Here is an 18,767-nt window from a genome sequence, read left to right as displayed (position 1 = left end):
ACATTCGGGGCTCTCATCCGCTGGTGAGTGCGCCGCGTATTCCCTCGGCCATCCGCTGCATGAGACCGCGCGCCTGGCCCTCAACGGCCGGGTCCAGGAAGTAGTGGTCCCGACCGGGCACGACGATGTGCTCCACCAGCAGTCCCGCGCGATCGAGCGCACGCGCGTACGCGTCACCCTCGGTCCGCAGGGAGTCGTGCTCAGCGGTGATGACCAACGCCGGAGCGACGCCAGCCACGCTCTCCGCCAGCAGTGGTGAGGCATACGGCTCGGTCCGGCGGGACGCATCCTTGAAGTAGGTCGAGCGCACGAGCTTGAGCAGACCCGGTCCGATCATCGGATTCGTGGAGGTCGAAGGCTTCGCGGCGGCATCGCCAGCGACGTCCAGCGACGGCACGCCCAGCAGCTGGAGCCGCGGCGCTGGGCCTCCGCGATCGCGGGTCTGCAGGCACGCAGACGCCGCAAGGTTCGCCCCGGCGCTGAATCCGCCGATCGCGAGGTTCTGAGCGTCGATCCCCCAGTCGTGCCCGTGCTCGGCCAGCCACTCGAGCACATCGTGCGCCTGCTCCTGGGCGACCGGGTACCGGGCCTGGGGCGCCACGTCGTAGTCGACGTTGATCACCGCAACCCCCGCCTCGGCGACCACGAAGCGACAGAAGAAGTCGTCCATGCGGGGAAATCGCATGATGAACGCACCACCATGCAGGTGGACGTAGGCCGGTACCGGGCCGGGTCCTGGTCCGGGCGGAAGGTAGAGGTCGACCGCGACCTTTCCGTGTCGAGTGGGTACCCGCCGTGACACAGGTCTGGGCAGGTCCTGCCCGGCGTACTGCAGGTCGTTTCCGTGCCGAACGGTCAGTCGTGCCGTCAGCTGCATCATCATGGCGGTGGTGTCCGCTCCCAGTCCCATGCGGGTGATTCGACGCCGGTTGCGTTGGAGGTGGGTACGAATGGTCGATTGCGACTCGCAAGCTCTGCCATTTCGCCTAATGAGTGATGGTTCGAGCGCACCTCCCCCGTTCGACGACCGAATTCACGTGGCGATTGAGATATCTCATAACTGAGATATGATGAACTCATGACCGTCCGCGACGATTACCTTTCCCGCATCGGGGCACTCATCCGTGACGCTCGTCAGCACAGTGGCCTGACCCAGGCCGAGCTGGCGAGCGAACTCAAGACGAGCCAGAGTGCCGTCAACCGGATCGAGAAGGGGCAGCAGAACTTGACGCTCGACATGCTGGCCCGCATCGGGAGCGCGCTCGACTCCGAACTGGTCACGGTCGGCACCTCAGGCCCGAGCCATCTGCGAGTCGTCGGCGGCACCAAGCTCTCCGGCGCGATCGACGTGAAGTCGAGCAAGAACGCCGGTGTCGCACTGCTGTGTGCGTCTCTCCTCAACGCCGGCACCACGGTGCTTCGCAAGGTCGCCCGCATCGAGGAGGTCAACCGCCTCCTCGAGGTGCTGACCTCGATCGGCGTCAAAGCTACCTGGCTCAACGAGGAAAACGACCTCGAGCTCGTCGTCCCGGCTGAGCTCGACCTGGCCGCGATGGATGCCGATGCAGCGCGCCGAACCCGCAGCATCATCATGTTCCTCGGCCCCCTCATGCACCGCTACGACGATTTCGAACTTCCGTACGCAGGTGGCTGCGATCTCGGCACACGTACCGTCGAGCCGCACATGACCGCATTGCGCCCGTTCGGCCTCAAGGTCGTTGCCACCGAGGGCAGCTATCACGCCACCACGTCGGTCGGGGTGGGTCCGGAACGCCCGATCGTCCTGACTGAGCGGGGCGACACCGTGACGGAGAACGCTCTGCTCGCTGCCGCGCGGGTGGACGGCGTGACCGTGATCCGCAACGCCAGCCCGAACTACATGGTCCAGGACCTGTGCTTCTTCCTGCTCAAGCTCGGCGTCGGCGTCGAGGGCATCGGCACCACCACGCTCCGGGTCACCGGCGCCCCGGTCATCAATTGCGACGTCGAGTATGCGCCCAGCGAAGACCCCATCGAGGCGATGAGCCTGATTGCCGCAGCGATCGTCACCAAGTCGAGCATCACGGTCTGCCGCGTACCGATCGAGTTCATGGAGATCGAGCTGGCGCTGCTGGAGGAGATGGGCTTCACCTACGACCGCACCGAGGAATATTTCGCCGAGAACGGCCAGACCCGGCTCGTCGACATCACGACACACCCCTCGGCACTCCACGCCCCGATCGACAAGATTCATCCCATGCCGTTCCCGGGCCTCAACATCGACAACCTGCCGTTCTTCGCGGTCATCGCGGCGACGGCCGAGGGTCAGACGATGCTGCACGACTGGGTGTACGAGAACCGTGCGATCTACCTGACCGAGCTGAACAAGCTCGGCGCCCAGGTCAAGCTGCTCGACCCGCATCGTGTGCTGATCGAAGGGCCGACCCACTGGAGCGGTACCGAGCTGGTGTGCCCGCCGGCACTTCGTCCAGCGGTCGTCATCCTGCTCGCCATGCTCGCGGCCAAGGGCACCTCGGTGCTGCGCAGCGTCTACGTCATCAACCGTGGGTATGAGGATCTGGCCGAGCGTCTCAACGCCCTCGGCGCGCAGATCGAGACCTTCCGCGACATCTGATCTGACCCAAGCCATGGGTAGGGTGCGGTTGTGGCTGCACTCGACGGCGTGGGACACGCGTTCCTGGATGATTCACTCCCGTTGGCGTTCGCTCACCGCGGCGGCTCGGGGACGGCCGGCAACGTCGGCATCGAGAACTCGCTAGCGGCCTTCGCGCACGCCTACGCTCTGGGCTACCGCTACTTCGAGACCGATGTCCGAGTATCGTCCGACGGCGTCGTGTATGCGATTCATGACGAGTACCTGGAGCGGCTGACCGGTTCCCCCGATGCGGTTGCCGCCTCGACTGCCGAGTCGCTGGATCTGCAGCGTCTGGACCAGCGCGAACCGTTCGTACGACTCGGCGCCCTGTTCGACGCCTTTCCGGGCGCACGGCTGAACATCGACATCAAGTGCGACGACGCCCTCGATCCGACCTGTCGGGTCGTGCAGAGCCATGACGCCGTGGCCCGAACACTCCTCGCCTCGTTCTCCCACCGCCGACTGCGGAGGGTGCGGCACCGCCTTCCGGGGGTGGCGACCTCGGCTTCAAGCCTCGAGGCGACCCTGATCAAGCTGCTCCCGGGCTTCCTGCTCCGCCTGCGCCGAGGAGCGGGGCCGGTGTGCGTGCAGGTCCCCGCGGTGCATGGTCGCGTTCGCGTCGTCACACGACGATTCGTCCGCAAGATCCACCGGCTCGGCCTGCAGGTCCACGTCTGGACGATCGATGACGCCGACGAGATGCACGAGCTCCTCGACCTCGGGGTCGACGGCATCATCACGGACCGCACGGACCTGCTCAAGGACGTGCTGGTGAGTCGCGGAACCTGGAAGGAACCGGCATGAAGGTCAAGGCCAACCCAGAGCAACGAGCCTGGTTCTTCTACGACTGGGCCAACTCGGCCTACATCACCACCATCGGCACGGTTCTCTACGCGCCGTACCTGACCAGCGTCGCCGAGCGAGCAGCCTGCGGATTCGTCGGCGACGAGGACCGGAAGTGCACCGAGAACCTCTCGGTGCTGGGGTTGTCGGTCTCTGCGGGTTCGCTGGTGTTCTACGTCGTGACGCTGGCGACGGTCATCTCGGCATTCGTGCTGCCGATCGTCGGCGCAATCGCGGACCGGGTCGAGTCCAAGAAGACCCTGATGGCGCGGCTGGCCTGGTGCGGTGCGGCTGTTGCTGCGCTGATGTTCTTCGTGACTGGCTCCAACTGGCAGCTCGGTGCGGGCCTGCTGATCGTCGCGAACCTGTTCTACGCCTCCTCGATCGTGGTGTACGACGCGATCCTGGTCGACGTGGCCGCACCCGACGAACGCGACCGCGTATCTTCTCGCGGATGGGCGCTGGGCTACCTCGGCGGAGGCCTGCTGCTGGGGATCAACCTCGCGCTGGTCACGATCCTGCCGTTCGGGCTGTCGACCGAGATGGCCGTCCGACTCAGCCTGCTCTCGGCGGCGATCTGGTGGGCCTACTTCACCCTCATTCCCTACCGCGGGATCAAGGACCGAGCGCCGCGCGGTGTCGTGCCCGTCGAGGGCTCGACGCTGATGCAGCGCAGCTTCGGCCAGCTCTTCCGCACGCTCCGGGAGCTGCGCAACTATCCCCAGACCCTGCTGTTCCTGGTCGCCTACCTGTTCTACAACGACGGCATCCAGACCGTGATCTACTCCGCATCGGTGTATGGCGACAAGCAGCTCGGGTTCGGCACCAGCACCCTGATCGCCACGATCCTGATCGTGCAGTTCGTCGGCGTCGCGGGTGCCCTGGTGTTCGGCCGGGTAGCAGCGCTGATCGGCAGCCATCGCACGATCCTTTACGGGCTGGGGGTCTGGATCTTGGTTGTCTGCTTCGGTTACGTCCTGCCGGAGAAGCAGATCCTGCCGTTCCTGGTGCTCGCGGTGGCCATCGGTCTGGTGCTGGGCGGTACGCAGGCGCTCTCGCGCGCGTTCTTCTCCCAGCTCATCCCCCGCGGCCGCGAGGCGGAGTACTTCAGCCTCTACCAGGCGTGCGAGCGTGGGACGAGCTGGCTGGGAACACTGGTCTTCGGAATCGTCCACCAGCTGACCGATTCGTACCGCCCGGCGATTCTCGCGCTGATCGTCTTCTTCGTCGTCGGGGGAAGTCTGCTGTGGAAGCTGGACGCCCGACAGGGCATCATCGAGGCGGGCAACGAAGCGCCGGCGATCGTCTGAGCGAGATCACGGATATCAGGGTGCGTTCAGGGGAATCTCATACGCATCGCCTACGTTGTCATAGGTAAGAAACGAGAGGGGACGCACATGGCTGAACGTGCATTGCGAGGTGCTCGACTCGGAACACAGAGCTTCGAGGACGAGCGCGGCGTGGAAATGGCTCCCCGTCAGCAGGTCGAGTACGTCTGCCCTGATGGGCACACGTTCTCGGTGACGATGGCGGACGAGGCGGAGATCCCGTTCGAGTGGGAAGACCCCAAGACCGGGCAGATCGGTCACCTGGCTCACGGAGTCCGGCCCGAGGGCAAGGCCGAGAAGCCCATCCGTACGCACTGGGACATGCTGCTGGAGCGCAGGTCCGAGGCAGAGCTCGAGGAGATTCTCACCGAGCGTCTGGAGCTCCTGCGGGGCGGAGAAATCGGTCCGCCCCACCTTCACCGTCCCGCCAAGAAGCGGCCGGCGAAAAAGGCAGCACCAAAAAAGACCGCCTGAGGCTCACGCAGCTGATGGTGAGATGACAGGACCCCGGCTCACGCCGGGGTCCTTTTGTCACTCACGTTGGTCATGGTTCATCGAGCTGGTGCCTCGGGGCGCATCCATCGCGGAACCATTCGGGCCAGTCCCCACACGGTGACGCGCCACAGGGCCTCGCGCACGATGGCCGCGCTCATCTTGGACTCACCGCGCTCCCGCTCCACGAACGTGATCGGCACCTCGACGATCGTCATTCCTGCGTCGAGCACACGACGAGTCATGTCGATCTGGAAGCAGTAGCCCTGGGAGGCGATCTCGTCGAGCGGCAGGCGTTCGAGGGTGGCTCGCCGGAAAGCCCGAAAGCCCCCGGTCGCGTCCCGGATCGGGATACCGAGCATCACGCGGGCGTAGAACGTGCCGCCGCGGGAGATCACCTGGCGATACCAAGGCCAGTTGACGACTCCGCCCCCCGGTACCCAGCGCGAGCCGAGCACCAGGTCAGCCCCAGTGGCGCTGGCGTCGAGCAGCCGTCCAAGATCCTGCGCGCGGTGCGAGCCGTCGGCGTCCATCTCCACCAGGACGTCGTAGCTGCGCTCGATGCCCCACTCGAATCCGGCCCGATAGGCCGAGCCCAGCCCTTGCTTGCTGTCGCGGTGCATCACGTGGACCTGCGAGTTGGCTGCGGACAGCGCTTCGGCGATGTCACCGGTGCCGTCTGGCGAACCGTCGTCAGCGACGAGGACATCCACCTCGGGCTGGTGCAGGTGCACCTGCTCGATGATCAGAGCGAGATTCTCCGCCTCGTTGTAGGTCGGGATGACGACCAGCGTGCGCATGGCTCAGCCGTCCCTTCGTCGCGTGCCGAGGCCCCATCCTCCCAGACCGAGGATCACCATGGCGTATTCCAGTGGAGCGCCGATCGCGAGCGCCGGTGTCGACCCCGAGGCCAGCGTGACCTGCGCGCTGACCGTCGCGGGTTGATGCAACGGCGCTCGTTCGACACTGCGACCGCTCGGGTCGACCACGCCACTGATCCCGTTCGTCGACGGGACCACGACCCATCGACCGGTCTCGATGGCCCGGAGCCGGGAGATGTCCCACTGCTGCTCGGGCTGCGAGGTGCCGGTGAAGGCCGCGTTGCTGGTCTGCACCACGATCATCTGCGCGCCACCGTCGACCGCCCGACGGGTCACGTCGTCGTAGGCAATGTCGTAGCAGATCGTGTCCCCGATCCGCGTGTTTCCGATGAGCAGGGCACCCGGCTCCTTGCCGGCGAGCATGTCGCGAGGAATGTCGCGGGCCAGTCGGTCCACGATGATCGAGGCCTCGTCACGGAAGGGAACGTATTCCCCGAACGGGACCGGCTTGAGCTTGACGTACCGCTCCCCCGGACCGTTGGCGGTCCACACCACTCCGGCGTTGTAGGCCGTGCTGGTGGTCGGTCCGTCGAAGATGCCGCCGACGAGGATCGGGGCGCCGATACGCGCGGACAACGCCTCGATGCGCTGCCTGACCGGGGCGTCGAAGGAAGGATCGGTGTCGGTCGCGTTCTCCGGCCACAAGACCATGTCGGGCCGTGGGACCTCGCCGGCGTCCACGCGGTCGGCAAGACGCTCCGTCTCGGCGGCATGGAGCAGGAAGATCTCGCCGGGTGGCCAGGTCAGGAAAAGTCCGGGTACGTCACCCTGAACGAGTGCGATCTGCCTCGTGCCGTCCGCCCCGGCGATGCCGGTCGGCAGGCTCACACCCAGACCGGTCAGTGCCACGACCCCGGCGAGAGCCAACCCCCGCGACCGCCATGCCGACGAGGTGACCAGGATCATCAGCAGGCTCGCCACGAGGAACAGCACGGCACTCGTGCCCGGCATGGCCACCAGACGGGCGTAGCCGGACAATGGCGTGTCGATGGAGGTGTGCGCCAGCCGCCCCCACGGGAACCCGGTGAAGGGGAACCTGCCCCGTACCCACTCCCCCAGCACCCAGACACCGGCGCCCCACATTGGCCACCACCGCAACCGTGCCGATGCGCGCAGGGCCAACATGATCGGAACGAAGAACGCCGACTCGGCGAGCGTCAGTCCGATATAGGCACCGTGGCTGACGGCGTTCATCCACCAGATCAACGGACCCATGAACGACAGGCCGTAGAACAGTCCGGTCACGGCCACGGTCCGATTGCGGGCATCCCGCAGACCGTGCGCCAGCCAGATCAGCCCGGCGACGGCGACAACCATCGCGAAGGGCAGGCCGACCGGATCGAACGCCAGTGACGACAGGAGCCCCAGCGCTGCTGCAACGGGCCAGGCGACCCGGCCACCGATCCCGGACGTCACAGAACGCGGAGCTGGCGAGGGGTGTTGTTGAGCACCTCGAGCCCATCTTCGGTGCACACCGCGATGTCCTCGATGCGGGCGCCGAAGAGGCCGTCGAAGTAGATGCCGGGCTCGATCGAGAAGGCCATCCCGTCGCCGAGCACCAGTTCGTTGCCCTCGACGATGTAGGGCTCCTCGTGCGTCTCCTGACCGATCCCGTGGCCGGTTCGGTGGATGAACAGGTCGCCGAAGCCCGCCTCCGCGATCACTGCACGACCGACGGCGTCGACCGAGGCTGCGGTCACTCCGGGTCGCGCATGCTCTCGCTGAGCCTGCTGGGCGGCCTCCAGCACGGCGTACGCCTCGGCGTACTGCGGTGGGACCGTGCCGCCGGCGAGATAGTTGCGGGTCGAATCCGAACAGTAACCGGCCGAGGTGGTGCCACCGATGTCCACGACGACGGGATCACCTTCCTGGATGACCCGGTCGGACAGCTCGTGGTGCGGTGAAGCGCCGTTGGGGCCCGAGCCCACGATGACGAAGTCGACCGTCTCATGACCCTCGTCGATGATCGCTCGTGCGATGTCGGCCCCGACCTCCCGTTCGGTGCGGCCGTGGCGCAGCCACTCGCCCATGCGCGAATGGACCCGGTCGATCGCCAGGCCTGCGTCACGGAGCGCATCGATCTCGTCCGATTCCTTGCGAATCCTCAGCTCCTGGACCAGCTCGCCGCCGAGCACCTGCCGGGCCAGTGGGAGCGCCGAACGAAGGGCGAAAACCCGAGAGGCCCACATGTGGTCGTCGACGCCGACGGTCGCGGCGTCACCGACCAACGACGCCACCAGTGCGAATGGGTCGTCGACCTCGCCCCACGACTCGATCTGGACGTCCACGCCGGAGGCGATCGCGGCCGACCTTTCGAGTGCCGGGACGACCAGCGTCGGGTCACCTTCTGCCGGCAGAACCAGGCAGGTCAGCCGCTCCAGCGGGAGAGCAACGTATCCGGTCAGATAGCGGAGGTCAGCCCCCGGCGTGACGAGCAGGGCATCGATACCCCGCGAAGCGGCCAGCTTCTGTGCCTTGCGCCATCTGCTCACAGGACGACGATACCGGCGGACCACCAGCCGGCGCCGCAGGTGGGCATCGCCGTGAGCAGGTGACGGGTGACACCGAACCTGCGAGTCGATCGCCAACCTCAGCACCACCGAACTCGCTGACCCTGCTCGATCCGACGGTCTAGGCTCGGGCCATGGCATCTGGTCGTCTGCTCCTGCTGGATTCCGCGAGCCTGTACTTTCGCGCGTTCTTCGGCATCCCCGACACGCTCAAGGGGCCTGACGGCACTGTCGTCAACGCCGTGCGCGGGATGGTGGACTTCACCTCCACCCTGGCCACTCAATATCGTCCCGAGGCGATCGTCGCTTGCTGGGACGATGACTGGCGGCCGCAGTGGCGTGTCGACCTGATCCCCTCGTACAAGACGCAACGGCTCGACGACGCCGGTGCCGAGGCGGACACGACCGGTGGCCTGCTGGGCCCCCAGGTGCCGTTGATTGCGGAGGCCATGAAGCTGCTGGGCATTCCGGTCGTGGGCGCTGCCGGCGCCGAAGCGGACGACATCATCGGGACCTTCGCATCCACGTGGGACGGGCCGGTCGACATCGTCACGGGTGACCGGGACCTGTTCCAGCTCGTCGACGACGACCGCGATGTGCGGGTGCTCTACGTCGCCCGCGGTGTGTCGAATCACGACGTCGTCGACAATGCGTGGATTCGCGCCAAGTACGACATCGACGCGGCGAGCTACGTCGATTTTGCCGTCATGCGCGGCGATGCCTCGGATGGGCTTCCGGGCGTGGCCGGCATTGGTGACAAGACCGCGGCCGTGCTGCTGGCCGAGTTCGGTGACATCGACGGGATCCTGCTGGCAGCCGCCGACGCGTCGTCCTCGATCAAACCGCGGGTCCGCCAGTCGTTGCTTGACTCGACCGACTACATCGCAGCTGCCCGCACCGTGGTGGCGGTCAAGCGGGACGCCTGCGATATCACTGTGGACACGGGACCGGTCCAGGTGCAGGCCTTTCGCACATTCGGGCAGGCCTGGGGGCTCGGTGGTGCCGTCGACCGCGCGTTGACCGCCCTCCAGCCCGGCTGATCTCCGTCAGCTCGCGATACTCGTGTAGGCGACGACGCCTCGGCGGAGCTGGTCAAGCGCTTCGCGGGCTGTGTCGCGCAGTGGGCCGGCTCCGGCCGCGTCCGCAACCTGCGCGACGACATCGATGAGCTGCTTCATGGCTCGGACGAAATCGCCGGCAGCGAGCTCCATCTCTCCCAGCACGTCGTCCAGCGAAGCACCGTTGGTCCACTGCCAGACCGCCTGCGCGAAGCCGAAGTCGGGTTGATGCAAGAACTTGACCCGGTGCTCGCGCTCCAGCAGCTGCAGCTCGGTGCACAGCTCGGACATCGTGCCGGCGACCGCGCGGACCTGCTTGGTCGGCAACCGTGGCGCGGGCGCATCGTCGGCATTGCGTGACTCGAACGTCAGTCCACTCATCGCGGCCGCGAGCTCGGCAGCGTCGAGCCGGTCCCACACTCCCCCTCGTAGGCACTCGCTGACCACCAGGTCGAGCTCGCTGTACAGACGCTGCAACTTCTTGCCGTCAGGCGTCACCGTGTCGCCGTCGAGGTAGCCCAGCTCGTCGAGCACCTCGCAGACGCGGTCGAACTGGCGGGCGACGGTGTTGGTGCGCGACTCGATCCGGTTGCGTTGATTCTTGGTGTCGCGCTCGAGCTTGAGGTAGCGCTCGGCCCAGCGGGCATGCGACTCCCGATCCGGACAGCTGTGGCACGGGTGGTCGCGGAGTTTGGCCCGGATCGCCGCGATCCGCGGATCCTCGCTCGAGGCGTGGCTCCGCTGGGCCTTCTCCTGCTGGTACGCGACTCCGTCGGCTCGGCTGCGCAGCTGCGTGGCCAGGTCTCGGCGCGACTGTGGGTTGCGCGGGTTGAACGACTTGGGGATCCGCATCGTCGTGAGCGGGACGACAGGCGTGTTGAAATCGACCATCGCCAGCCGGCGCGCGTGCCGATTGGCGGTGAGGACCATTGGGCGTGGACCGTCGTTGTCGCTTGCTCGGCCAGGATCGAGCACGACGGCGATGCCGGACCAGCGGCCGACCGGCACGTCGATGACGTCTCCGGGTCGCAGCTTGACCAACGACTGCACGATGGCATCGCGGTCGGCGGCACGGCGGGCCTTCGAGCCGGTGGCTTCGATGTCGCTGAGCTCACGCCGCAGCGAGGCGTACTCCATGAAGTCGCCGCGATCACACTCGGCGGACTCGCGATAGCCGTCGAGGGCTTCCTCCGCCTTGCGGATCTGCCGGGACAGCCCGACGACCGCGCGATCGGCCTGGAACTGTGCGAACGACTGCTCGAGCAGTTCACGGGCGATCGTGCGACCGACCTGTCCAACGAGGTTGACCGCCATGTTGTACGAGGGCTGGAACGAGGAGTTGAGTGGGTACGTACGAGTGCTGGCGAGCCCTGCGACCTGCTTGGGGTCGAGTCCCGGCTGCCACAGCACGACGCCGTGGCCCTCGATGTCGATTCCGCGGCGGCCAGCCCGACCGGTCAGCTGGGTGTACTCACCCGGGGTGATGTTGGCGTGCGTCTCGCCATTCCACTTGGACAGCTTCTCGATGACGACCGAGCGCGCTGGCATGTTGATCCCGAGCGCCAGTGTCTCCGTCGCAAAGATGATCTTGACCAAACCGTCGCTGAACAGGACCTCGACGCATTCCTTGAAAGTCGGCAGCATGCCAGCATGGTGCGACGCGACACCCCGGACCAGAGCGTCACGGAACTCGTAGAAGCCGAGCACGTGCAGGTCTTCGTCGGGCAGGTGGGAGCAGGTCGCATCGACGACCGCGCCGATCTCGGTCTGCTCCTGTGGCGTCGTCAGGCTGATCCGGGCATCGAGGCACTGCTTGACCGCAGCAGCGCACCCGGCCCGACTGAACACGAAGCAGATCGCCGGCAGGAGGCCTTCGGCGTCGAGCCGCTCGACCAGCTCGACCCTGCTTGCCGTGTGGTGCCGGCTGCGCGGCCGCTTGCCGCCCTTGCCGGGTCGGCCCTTGTGCATGCGGGTGAACTGCCAGTCGTCGCGCGCGATGCGGGTCAGGGCCGGATTGACCTCCACCCCATCGTCATCAGGACTGGGAGCGAACAACGGGAACATCTTGCGGCCCACCAGGACGTGCTGGTGCAGCGGCACGGGTCGACGCTCCTCGACGATCGTGACGGTGTCGCCGCGCACCTCGGTCAGCCAGTCGCCGAACTCCTCCGCGTTCGAGACCGTCGCAGACAATGAGATGACGGACACCGACTCGGGGAGGTGGATGATGACCTCCTCCCAGACTGCGCCTCGCATGCGGTCGGCGAGATAGTGAACCTCATCCATCACGACGAAGCCGAGGGTGGTGAGGGTGCGCGACCCGGCGTAGAGCATGTTGCGCAGCACCTCGGTCGTCATCACCACGATCGGCGCCTCGCCGTTGATCGTGTTGTCGCCGGTCAACAGGCCGACATTCTCGGCGCCGTGGCGGGCGACCAGATCGGCGAACTTCTGGTTCGAGAGCGCCTTGATCGGAGTCGTGTAGAAGCACTTGCGGCCGGTCTCGAGCGCGAGATGCACCGCGAATTCCCCGACCAGGGTCTTGCCGGATCCGGTGGGTGCCGCGACCAGGACACCGTGACCATCCTCGACCGCTTTGCACGCCTCGACCTGAAAGCTGTCGAGAGCGAAGGTGTAGTGGCCGCGAAAGGCGGCGAGGTGCGGATAGGCCCTGCTGGTGCGCGACTGTGCGTACTTCTCAGCCGGGGAACTCATGGCGCAAGACTACGTGGGCGACGGTGAGTCACGGGTCACGCCACGGGCGGTGCGAACACGCGAAGTGCACCGGGTTGGACCGTTGCGGTGATCGGCAGCGGGCCCAGCCGCTCACCATCGCCGTACGCGACGATACCGGGGGACGACAGGGTCACCTCGCGCACTCGGTGACGTTCGAACTCGGCGAGCGACGTGTGTGTCCCCCGGTAGAGCTGCGGGAAGACACGCAGGAACCTGGCCTTGCTGACGGGATTGATGACCACGACATCCAGCAGTCCGTCGTCCAACGACGCGCCCTCGCAGATGCGGAGGCCGCCGCCGAACGAAGGCCCGTTGCCGACGGCCACCAGCATCGCCTCGCGCTGGATGGTGTCGCCATCGAGCGTCAGCGTGAACTCCAGCGGCTGAAAGCTGCTCAGCTCCTTGATGATCGCGATGTTGTAACGCATGTTGCCGCGTGGCCAGGTCATGGCATTGGCTCGCTCATTGACCTTGGAGTCGAAGCCCGAGGCGATGACGGTCGCGACGTACGCCTCACTCGTGCGCGCCAGATCGACCACCCGGACGTGGCCGGCGACGATCAGGTCGACGGCTGCGTCGGTGTCCTTGACCGGGATCCCCAGGGACCGCGCGGTGTCGTTGCCGGTGCCGGCTGGGATGAGCCCGAACACGAGATCGGTGTCGGCGACGTGGTCGAGCACGCTGTGCAGGGCTCCGTCGCCACCGACGACGACGACACCGTCCAGACCCGTGTCGATCGCCTGCTTGAGCTGGTCACGTGCTGCGGAGGCATTCTCACCCTGGATCGGTGTCGTGACGTGCCCAGCCTGACTGAGGCGCTCGGCGGCCTGCGCGGCGATGCTCTCGCCTCGACGCTTGCCGGATGTCGAGTTGATGACGAGCGCGTAGTGCATGTGAGAACTCTAGGGCCCGACTGCCCGAGGCGGGTCAGTCGTCCAACGAGGACAGCTCGTCGTCGGCCAGCTCACGGCGCCGGACCTTGCCGCGGCGACGGTCCGTCAGCTTGGCGATGAGCTCGGACACCAGGTAGAGAGCGACCATCGGGAGGGCTAGGAACAGCATCGTCAACGGGTCCGTGCTCGGAGTTGCGATCGCCGAGAAGACGAAGATGCCGATGATGGTCCACGGTCGGGCCCGGGCGAGCTGCGCCGCGCTGACGATGCCAAGCCGGTTGAGCATCACGACGACCAGCGGAATCTCGGCTGCGATGCCGAACACCAGCAAGGTGCGCAGGACGAAGTTGAGGTAGTCGCTGAGCGACGTCAGCGAGTCGATCGAGCTGGGAACGAAACCGATCAGGACCTCGATCCCCTTCGGAAGCACGAGGTAGCCGACGTAGATACCGGCGAGGAACAGCGGCACGCCGATGGCAGTGAGCAAGTACGCCCAGCGCTTCTCGTTGCGATGCAGGGCCGGGAGCACGAACTGCCAGATCTGATTGATCCACACCGGGCTGGCCAGGATCAGCCCGATGACCAGCGCGAGCTTGAGCCGAAAGCTGAACGCCGTGCCGACTCCACCGCTGATCACGATCTTGGCGTCGACATCCTTGTCGGTCAGCAGGTTCGTGATCCCGTTCTCGTACGGCTCCTTGAGCAGATTGAAGATCGGGTCGAAGAAGTACCAGCCAGCGATCGTGCCGACCAGGATGGCCAGCGTCGCTATCGTGAGTCGTCGTCTGAGTTCACGGAGATGGTCGATGAGCGGCATCGTGCCGCCCGGTTCCGGGGGCTTGCCGCGCCGAAGCGCCAAGCGTCAGCCCTGTTCTGGCTTCTTGTCCTGCTCCGTCGCCCTGACGGTCTCGAGCGAGGCGGGCTTGGCCTCGTCATCCTCGTCGTCGTGCAGGGCCTTGACCTCGGTCTTGAAGATGCGCAGCGCCTTGCCTGACCCGCGGGCGAGCTCAGGGAGCTTCTTGCCACCGAACAGGAGCAGGACGACTCCGAGGATGATCAAGATCTCGGTCGGGCCAATCTGGCGGAACATGGCTACTCCTAGGAAGACGATTCGGCTTCATCGTACGCTTCCAAGGCTAGGCGGGCGTCGTCAACCACCTGTGCGCGCAGCGTGTCCGGCTCGATGACCGACACGGATCCGGCGTTGCGCAGGACCAGACGACGCAGCCAGTCCCAATCCGCACCGAAAAGCTTGGCTCGCCAGGTGCCGTCTTCGCTCTGCTCAAGCAATTCCACCTGGTAGTACTCGGTCAGCCAGTGTGCGCGCGGGTGCAGGTCGACCAAGGCATACGGAGTCGCTTCCCCCACCGTGAAGATTCCGTCGGACATGTCGCGTTCGTTGACATCGTGGTCCTGCGCGTCGACATCGGTGAGCTGAGCATCGATGACCCGATCCAGACGGAAGAATCTCAGATCTTCGGCCTTGAGGCACCACGCCTCGAGGTACAACCGGCCCTGCTCGGTGAACAGCCTGCGCGGATCGACGGCCCGGTCGGACTGCTCGTCGCGGGAGACCGTTGCGTAGGTCAGCTGCAGCCGTTTGCCCTGCGCGAGTGCGTGCACGATCGTCGAGTGGATCGTCGGGTCGACCCGGTCCATCACGACGTCGACGGACGCCGAGACGGTGTCGCCGACGGCGCTCTCGAGCTTGGCCAGCGCACTGTCCACCACCGTGAGCTCGGAACCGCTCGCCGAAGCACGCAGGGTGCGCAGGGCCACGATGAGCGCGACGCCCTCGCGGGTGCTGATCCGCAGCGGTCGGGTCATGAACTCCGCGTCCCGGATGTGAACGATGCCGTCGACCTCGAGCGCAGTCAGGTCGAAGTCGATGAGCTCGCCAGCGTACTCTCCCGTACCGGTGTACATCAGCAGCCGAAGGTCGTCTCGGATGACCTTGGGTGTCACGCCGAACTCGGCTGCGACCTCGTTGACCGGGACACCATCGTTGCCCTGCAGGTACGGCACGAGCGCGAGCATCCGGATGACCTGCTGTCTGGAGCGGCTCACGCGGGTGCCTCCAGGGTGCCGCGCAGCGCAGCCTGCAGGCGGCCCACGACAGCTGAGCGCACCGCGGGCGGGGACACGACGACCACGTCGGGACCGTACGAAGCGACCTCGGAGGCCAGCTCCCAGCTGGAGGAGTAGCGGATCTCGACCTCGTCGACGTCACCGCCGATCGGAGTGACCTTCTCGGCAAGGCGCCGCAGAGACTGTCCCCGGCCCGTGCGGATGCGGAGGATGGCCGCCTCATCGGGCTCCGGAGGGAACAGCGCTCGCGCGATGTCCTTCATGTCGGTGCCCTCGGGGATCTCGTAGGACCCGGCTGCGCCCTGGCTCTCGACCTCGCCGATCACGCGCGATAGGCGGAAGATGCGCGGCTCGCCGCGGTCGAGGTCGAGTCCGCCGACGTACCAGCGGTCTCGCCAGGAGATGATCCCCCACGGCTGCAGGTGTCGGCGCATGGCCTCACGGTTCGGCCGCGCGTAGACAAACATGATCGGGACACGTCGGGTGACGGCATCCCACATGGCGTCAAACGAGGGCTCGTCGGTGGACAGCTTGGGTTCGGCCATGCGCAGGACACTGGTGTCGACGTCGACCCCGATCGACTTGAGCTTGACCAACGCCGTCGTCGAGTCACTTGCCAGGCCTGCGTGCTCCCACACCTGGGTAGCGAGGCCGATCACGGCTGCCTCCTCGCGGGTCAGCTCGAGATCGGGCAGCTCAGCCTCGTCACGCCGGATGCGGTATCCCGGCTCGTCGTTGAAGTACTTGTCGATCGAGCCCATCTCGACGGTGATGCCGAGCTCGCGCAGCTCCTCCTTGTCGCGCTCGAACTTGCGGTCGAACGCCTGCGGTGTCGAGTCGCGGTAGTCAGCGATCGACTCGCGGATCTGATCCTTCGTGAGGTACTGGCGACTGACCAGCAACGCGAAGATGAGGTTCATCAACCTCTCGGTCTTGCGTTCGGCCATGTCAGGAGGATGTCAGGAAGCGTCGAGCAAGTCGATGGCAAAGATCAGCGTGTCGTTCTTGCCGATCTTGCTGCCGTCCGGCGGGGAGTCGCCGTAGGCCTTGTCGCCGGGGCAGACCAGGACGACCCGGCTGCCGAGCTTCTGACCGACCAGCTGGTCGTCCCAGCACTTGATGAGCTGGCCCGCGCCGACCTGGAACGAGCGGGAGGAGCTGGACCATGACTCGTCGAAGATCGCGCCGTCGGGGTAGACCTGGCCGATGTACTGGGCGGTCAGAGTCTGACCGTCAGTGATCTTCGCACCATCGCCCTGGATCACGACGTGTGAACTTTCCTTGGTGATCTTCTTTGCGGTCTTGCTGGTCTTGGTGAACTTCGTCGGATGCTTGTCACCGTCCAGGACCAGCTTCGGCACGTCGGCCGGGAGCTTCTTGGCCGTGCCGGTCACCTCGGTGGGGACCTTCGCCACGATGTCGAACAGGAACACCATCGTGTCGTTCTTCTTGATGTCCAGCTGCGCCTGGTCCTGGCCGAAGCCATCCTTGGGTGAGATCGCGACGAGCACCCGGCTGCCGATCTTCTTGCCCTCGAGGCCTGTCACGAAGCCCGGAAGAACGGCGTTCTTGTCCAGGGTCAGCGTCAGCGGCTTCTGGCTCTTGAACGAGCTGTCGAACTGCTTGCCGGTGCGGCCGTTGACGGCAACGTAGTTGACCTTGACCGCATCGCCGCTGGCCAGCTTGGCACCGCCACCGGACTTCAGGACCTTGCTCTCGGTCTTGCTCGTGGTGAAGCCCTTCGAGACCGTGACCTTGGGGCTCTTGGCTGAACTCACCTTGATGGCGTCGAGACCGCCATCGCCTGAGTCACTGCCACCGCATCCTGCAAGGATGAGGCTGGAGGCAGCAACGGCTGCAAGGAGAATTCGACGCACGGGAACGACCTTCGCGGATGGGGAGACAGATCGTCGATCATCCTAACGACAGCCGACAAGGCCGCCCGCATCACATCCCGTCGATCAGCCTCTGGACCCGCTCGTCGTGCGACCTGAACGGGTCCTTGCACAGCACCGTGCGCTGCGCCTGATCGTTGAGCTTGAGGTGCACCCAGTCGACGGTGAAGTCCCGGCGGCGTTCCTGTGCCCGCTTGATGAAGTCACCGCGCAGGCGGGCACGTGTGGTCTGGGGTGGGATCGACTTCGCCGCGAAGACGTCGAGATCGTTCGTGACGCGGGCGACGGCGCCCTTGTTCTCCAACAGGTAGAACAGGCCTCGATCACGCCGGATGTCGTGATAGGCCAGATCGAGCTGGGCGATGCGGGGATCGGCCCAGGTGAGGCCGTGGACTGTGCGGTAGCGGTCCAGCAGCTTGTACTTGATGACCCAGTCGACCTCGCGCTCGACGAGGGACAGGTCTTCGGACTCCACAGCCTTCAGTGTCCGCTCCCACAGGTCGAGCACACGGTTGATCGTGGGCGTGTGCAAGCCGTGCTTGTCGACGAACTCAGCGGCCTTGCTGAAGTACTCAGCCTGGATCTCCAAGGCAGACAGTTCGCGACCGTTCGCGAGCTGAACCTTCCGTCGCCCGGTCATGTCGTGCGCGATCTCACGGATCGCGCGGATCGGGTTGTCGAGCGTCATGTCGCGCATCGTCACGCCGCCCTCGATCATGCGGAGGACCAGATCTGTCGTCGCGACCTTCAGCAGGGTCGTGGTCTCGCTCATGTTCGAGTCGCCCACAATGACGTGCAGGCGGCGGAACCGCTCGGCGTCGGCGTGCGGCTCGTCGCGGGTGTTGATGATCGGACGGGACCGGGTCGTGGCACTGGAGACGCCCTCCCAGATGTGCTCCGCGCGCTGGCTGACCGAGAAGATCGTGCCGCGTGGGGTCTGCTGGATCTTGCCGGCTCCGCAGATGATCTGACGCGACACCAGGAATGGGATCAGCACGTCTGCCAGTCGGCTGAACTCTCCCTGGCGGCTCACCAGGTAGTTCTCGTGGCAGCCGTAGGAGTTGCCGGCCGAGTCGGTGTTGTTCTTGAACAGGTAGATGTCTCCCTCGACGCCGTCGTCGCCGAGCCGCTTCTGCGCGTCGATCATCAGGCCCTCGAGGATCCGCTCCCCCGCGCGGTCATGCGTGACCAGGTCGACGAGGTCGTCGCACTCGGGTGTGGCGTACTCGGGGTGGCTGCCGACGTCGAGATAGAGGCGGGCACCGTTGCGCAGGAACACGTTGCTGCTGCGGCCCCAGGAGACGACACGACGAAAGAGGTAGCGCGCCACCTCGTCGGGCGACAGGCGACGCTGACCCTTGAACGAGCACGTGACGCCGTACTCGTTCTCGATACCGAAGATCCGCCG

Annotated in this window: 17 protein-coding genes; 5 read left to right on the top strand and 12 right to left on the bottom strand. The window is 66.0% G+C overall.

Annotation, left to right across the window (positions count from 1 at the left end; all coding sequences use genetic code 11):
• Positions 1 to 13 precede the first annotated feature (13 nt).
• On the bottom strand, positions 14 to 910 hold the full coding sequence (locus tag WB461_RS05835; RefSeq protein ID WP_423851783.1) for an alpha/beta hydrolase: 897 nt from the start codon (positions 908 to 910) through the stop codon (positions 14 to 16).
• A 168-nt stretch (positions 911 to 1,078) separates the two neighbouring features.
• Between WB461_RS05835 and WB461_RS05830 the strand changes: the two genes are divergently transcribed.
• From WB461_RS05830 to WB461_RS05815, 4 genes are all read left to right on the top strand, one after another.
• Complete coding sequence (locus tag WB461_RS05830) at positions 1,079 to 2,614, top strand: UDP-N-acetylglucosamine 1-carboxyvinyltransferase (RefSeq protein ID WP_423851782.1); 1,536 nt, start codon at positions 1,079 to 1,081, stop codon at positions 2,612 to 2,614.
• Positions 2,615 to 2,644: 30 nt separating this feature from the next.
• Positions 2,645 to 3,439: a glycerophosphodiester phosphodiesterase family protein gene (locus WB461_RS05825; protein ID WP_423851781.1), complete on the top strand. Its 795-nt coding sequence runs from the start codon at positions 2,645 to 2,647 to the stop codon at positions 3,437 to 3,439.
• Positions 3,436 to 4,788 carry an MFS transporter gene (locus WB461_RS05820; RefSeq protein ID WP_423851780.1) on the top strand — a complete coding sequence of 451 codons (1,353 nt, stop codon included), beginning with the start codon at positions 3,436 to 3,438 and terminating at the stop codon, positions 4,786 to 4,788. The genes WB461_RS05825 and WB461_RS05820 overlap by 4 nt, the downstream gene beginning before the upstream one ends.
• An 87-nt stretch (positions 4,789 to 4,875) precedes the next feature.
• Positions 4,876 to 5,280, top strand: coding sequence for an RNA polymerase-binding protein RbpA (locus tag WB461_RS05815; RefSeq protein ID WP_423851779.1), 405 nt, complete (start codon positions 4,876 to 4,878; stop codon positions 5,278 to 5,280).
• Positions 5,281 to 5,357: 77 nt separating this feature from the next.
• Here the strand turns inward: WB461_RS05815 and WB461_RS05810 are convergent, their stop codons facing one another.
• The 3 genes from WB461_RS05810 to WB461_RS05800 are packed head-to-tail and all read right to left on the bottom strand — an operon-like array spanning position 5,358 to position 8,671.
• Positions 5,358 to 6,098 carry a polyprenol monophosphomannose synthase gene (locus WB461_RS05810; RefSeq protein ID WP_423851778.1) on the bottom strand — a complete coding sequence of 247 codons (741 nt, stop codon included), beginning with the start codon at positions 6,096 to 6,098 and terminating at the stop codon, positions 5,358 to 5,360.
• Positions 6,099 to 6,101: 3 nt separating this feature from the next.
• Positions 6,102 to 7,595: an apolipoprotein N-acyltransferase gene (lnt, locus tag WB461_RS05805; RefSeq protein ID WP_423851777.1), complete on the bottom strand. Its 1,494-nt coding sequence runs from the start codon at positions 7,593 to 7,595 to the stop codon at positions 6,102 to 6,104.
• The gene (locus WB461_RS05800; protein WP_423851776.1) at positions 7,592 to 8,671 is read right to left on the bottom strand and encodes a M24 family metallopeptidase; all 1,080 of its coding nucleotides are present in this window, start codon (positions 8,669 to 8,671) and stop codon (positions 7,592 to 7,594) included. The genes lnt and WB461_RS05800 overlap by 4 nt, the downstream gene beginning before the upstream one ends.
• A gap of 152 nt (positions 8,672 to 8,823) precedes the next feature.
• On the opposite strand from WB461_RS05800, the gene WB461_RS05795 reads away from it, so the two are divergent.
• Positions 8,824 to 9,729 (top strand): 5'-3' exonuclease, encoded by a 906-nt coding sequence (locus WB461_RS05795; RefSeq protein WP_423851775.1) that lies wholly within the window; start codon positions 8,824 to 8,826, stop codon positions 9,727 to 9,729.
• 6 nt (positions 9,730 to 9,735) lie between these two features.
• Here WB461_RS05795 and WB461_RS05790 read toward each other — a convergent pair whose 3' ends face one another.
• The 8 genes from WB461_RS05790 to pafA all read right to left on the bottom strand — a co-directional run.
• Complete coding sequence (locus WB461_RS05790; RefSeq protein ID WP_423851774.1) at positions 9,736 to 12,462, bottom strand: DEAD/DEAH box helicase; 2,727 nt, start codon at positions 12,460 to 12,462, stop codon at positions 9,736 to 9,738.
• A 35-nt stretch (positions 12,463 to 12,497) separates the two neighbouring features.
• A complete protein-coding gene (locus WB461_RS05785) occupies positions 12,498 to 13,376 on the bottom strand; it encodes a diacylglycerol kinase (RefSeq protein WP_423851773.1) in 879 nt (292 codons plus the stop codon).
• 34 nt (positions 13,377 to 13,410) lie between these two features.
• Positions 13,411 to 14,235 carry a twin-arginine translocase subunit TatC gene (tatC, locus tag WB461_RS05780; RefSeq protein WP_423851772.1) on the bottom strand — a complete coding sequence of 275 codons (825 nt, stop codon included), beginning with the start codon at positions 14,233 to 14,235 and terminating at the stop codon, positions 13,411 to 13,413.
• 3 nt (positions 14,236 to 14,238) lie between these two features.
• Entirely contained in the window at positions 14,239 to 14,466 is a 228-nt protein-coding gene (gene tatA / locus WB461_RS05775) for a Sec-independent protein translocase subunit TatA (RefSeq protein ID WP_423851771.1), read from the bottom strand.
• A gap of 8 nt (positions 14,467 to 14,474) precedes the next feature.
• On the bottom strand, positions 14,475 to 15,443 hold the full coding sequence (locus tag WB461_RS05770) for a helix-turn-helix transcriptional regulator (protein WP_423851770.1): 969 nt from the start codon (positions 15,441 to 15,443) through the stop codon (positions 14,475 to 14,477).
• Positions 15,440 to 16,411, bottom strand: coding sequence for a helix-turn-helix transcriptional regulator (locus tag WB461_RS05765; protein ID WP_423851769.1), 972 nt, complete (start codon positions 16,409 to 16,411; stop codon positions 15,440 to 15,442). Before WB461_RS05765 ends, WB461_RS05770 begins: the two co-directional genes overlap by 4 nt.
• Positions 16,412 to 16,423: 12 nt before the next feature.
• The gene (locus WB461_RS05760) at positions 16,424 to 17,341 is read right to left on the bottom strand and encodes an FKBP-type peptidyl-prolyl cis-trans isomerase (RefSeq protein WP_423851768.1); all 918 of its coding nucleotides are present in this window, start codon (positions 17,339 to 17,341) and stop codon (positions 16,424 to 16,426) included.
• Positions 17,342 to 17,411: 70 nt separating this feature from the next.
• Positions 17,412 to 18,767, bottom strand: a 1,356-nt coding sequence (gene pafA, locus WB461_RS05755; RefSeq protein ID WP_423851767.1) for a Pup--protein ligase, incomplete at its 5' end; no start/stop codon positions are given.

This window comes from Aeromicrobium sp., assembly GCF_049587115.1.
GTDB lineage: Bacteria > Actinomycetota > Actinomycetes > Propionibacteriales > Nocardioidaceae > Aeromicrobium.
This window is presented reverse-complemented; position numbering and strand designations above follow the sequence as displayed.

What these genes read in the sequence shown, in the direction of transcription:
- WB461_RS05835 (WP_423851783.1), bottom strand. Translation starts at nt 910, where the DNA reads ATGGGACTGGGAGCGGACACCACCGCCATGATGATGCAGCTGACGGCA.
- WB461_RS05830 (WP_423851782.1), top strand. Translation starts at nt 1,079, where the DNA reads ATGACCGTCCGCGACGATTACCTTTCCCGCATCGGGGCACTCATCCGT.
- WB461_RS05820 (WP_423851780.1), top strand. Translation starts at nt 3,436, where the DNA reads ATGAAGGTCAAGGCCAACCCAGAGCAACGAGCCTGGTTCTTCTACGAC.
- WB461_RS05815 (WP_423851779.1), top strand. Translation starts at nt 4,876, where the DNA reads ATGGCTGAACGTGCATTGCGAGGTGCTCGACTCGGAACACAGAGCTTC.
- WB461_RS05810 (WP_423851778.1), bottom strand. Translation starts at nt 6,098, where the DNA reads ATGCGCACGCTGGTCGTCATCCCGACCTACAACGAGGCGGAGAATCTC.
- WB461_RS05795 (WP_423851775.1), top strand. Translation starts at nt 8,824, where the DNA reads ATGGCATCTGGTCGTCTGCTCCTGCTGGATTCCGCGAGCCTGTACTTT.
- WB461_RS05790 (WP_423851774.1), bottom strand. Translation starts at nt 12,462, where the DNA reads ATGAGTTCCCCGGCTGAGAAGTACGCACAGTCGCGCACCAGCAGGGCC.
- WB461_RS05785 (WP_423851773.1), bottom strand. Translation starts at nt 13,376, where the DNA reads ATGCACTACGCGCTCGTCATCAACTCGACATCCGGCAAGCGTCGAGGC.
- tatA (WP_423851771.1), bottom strand. Translation starts at nt 14,466, where the DNA reads ATGTTCCGCCAGATTGGCCCGACCGAGATCTTGATCATCCTCGGAGTC.
- WB461_RS05765 (WP_423851769.1), bottom strand. Translation starts at nt 16,411, where the DNA reads ATGGCCGAACGCAAGACCGAGAGGTTGATGAACCTCATCTTCGCGTTG.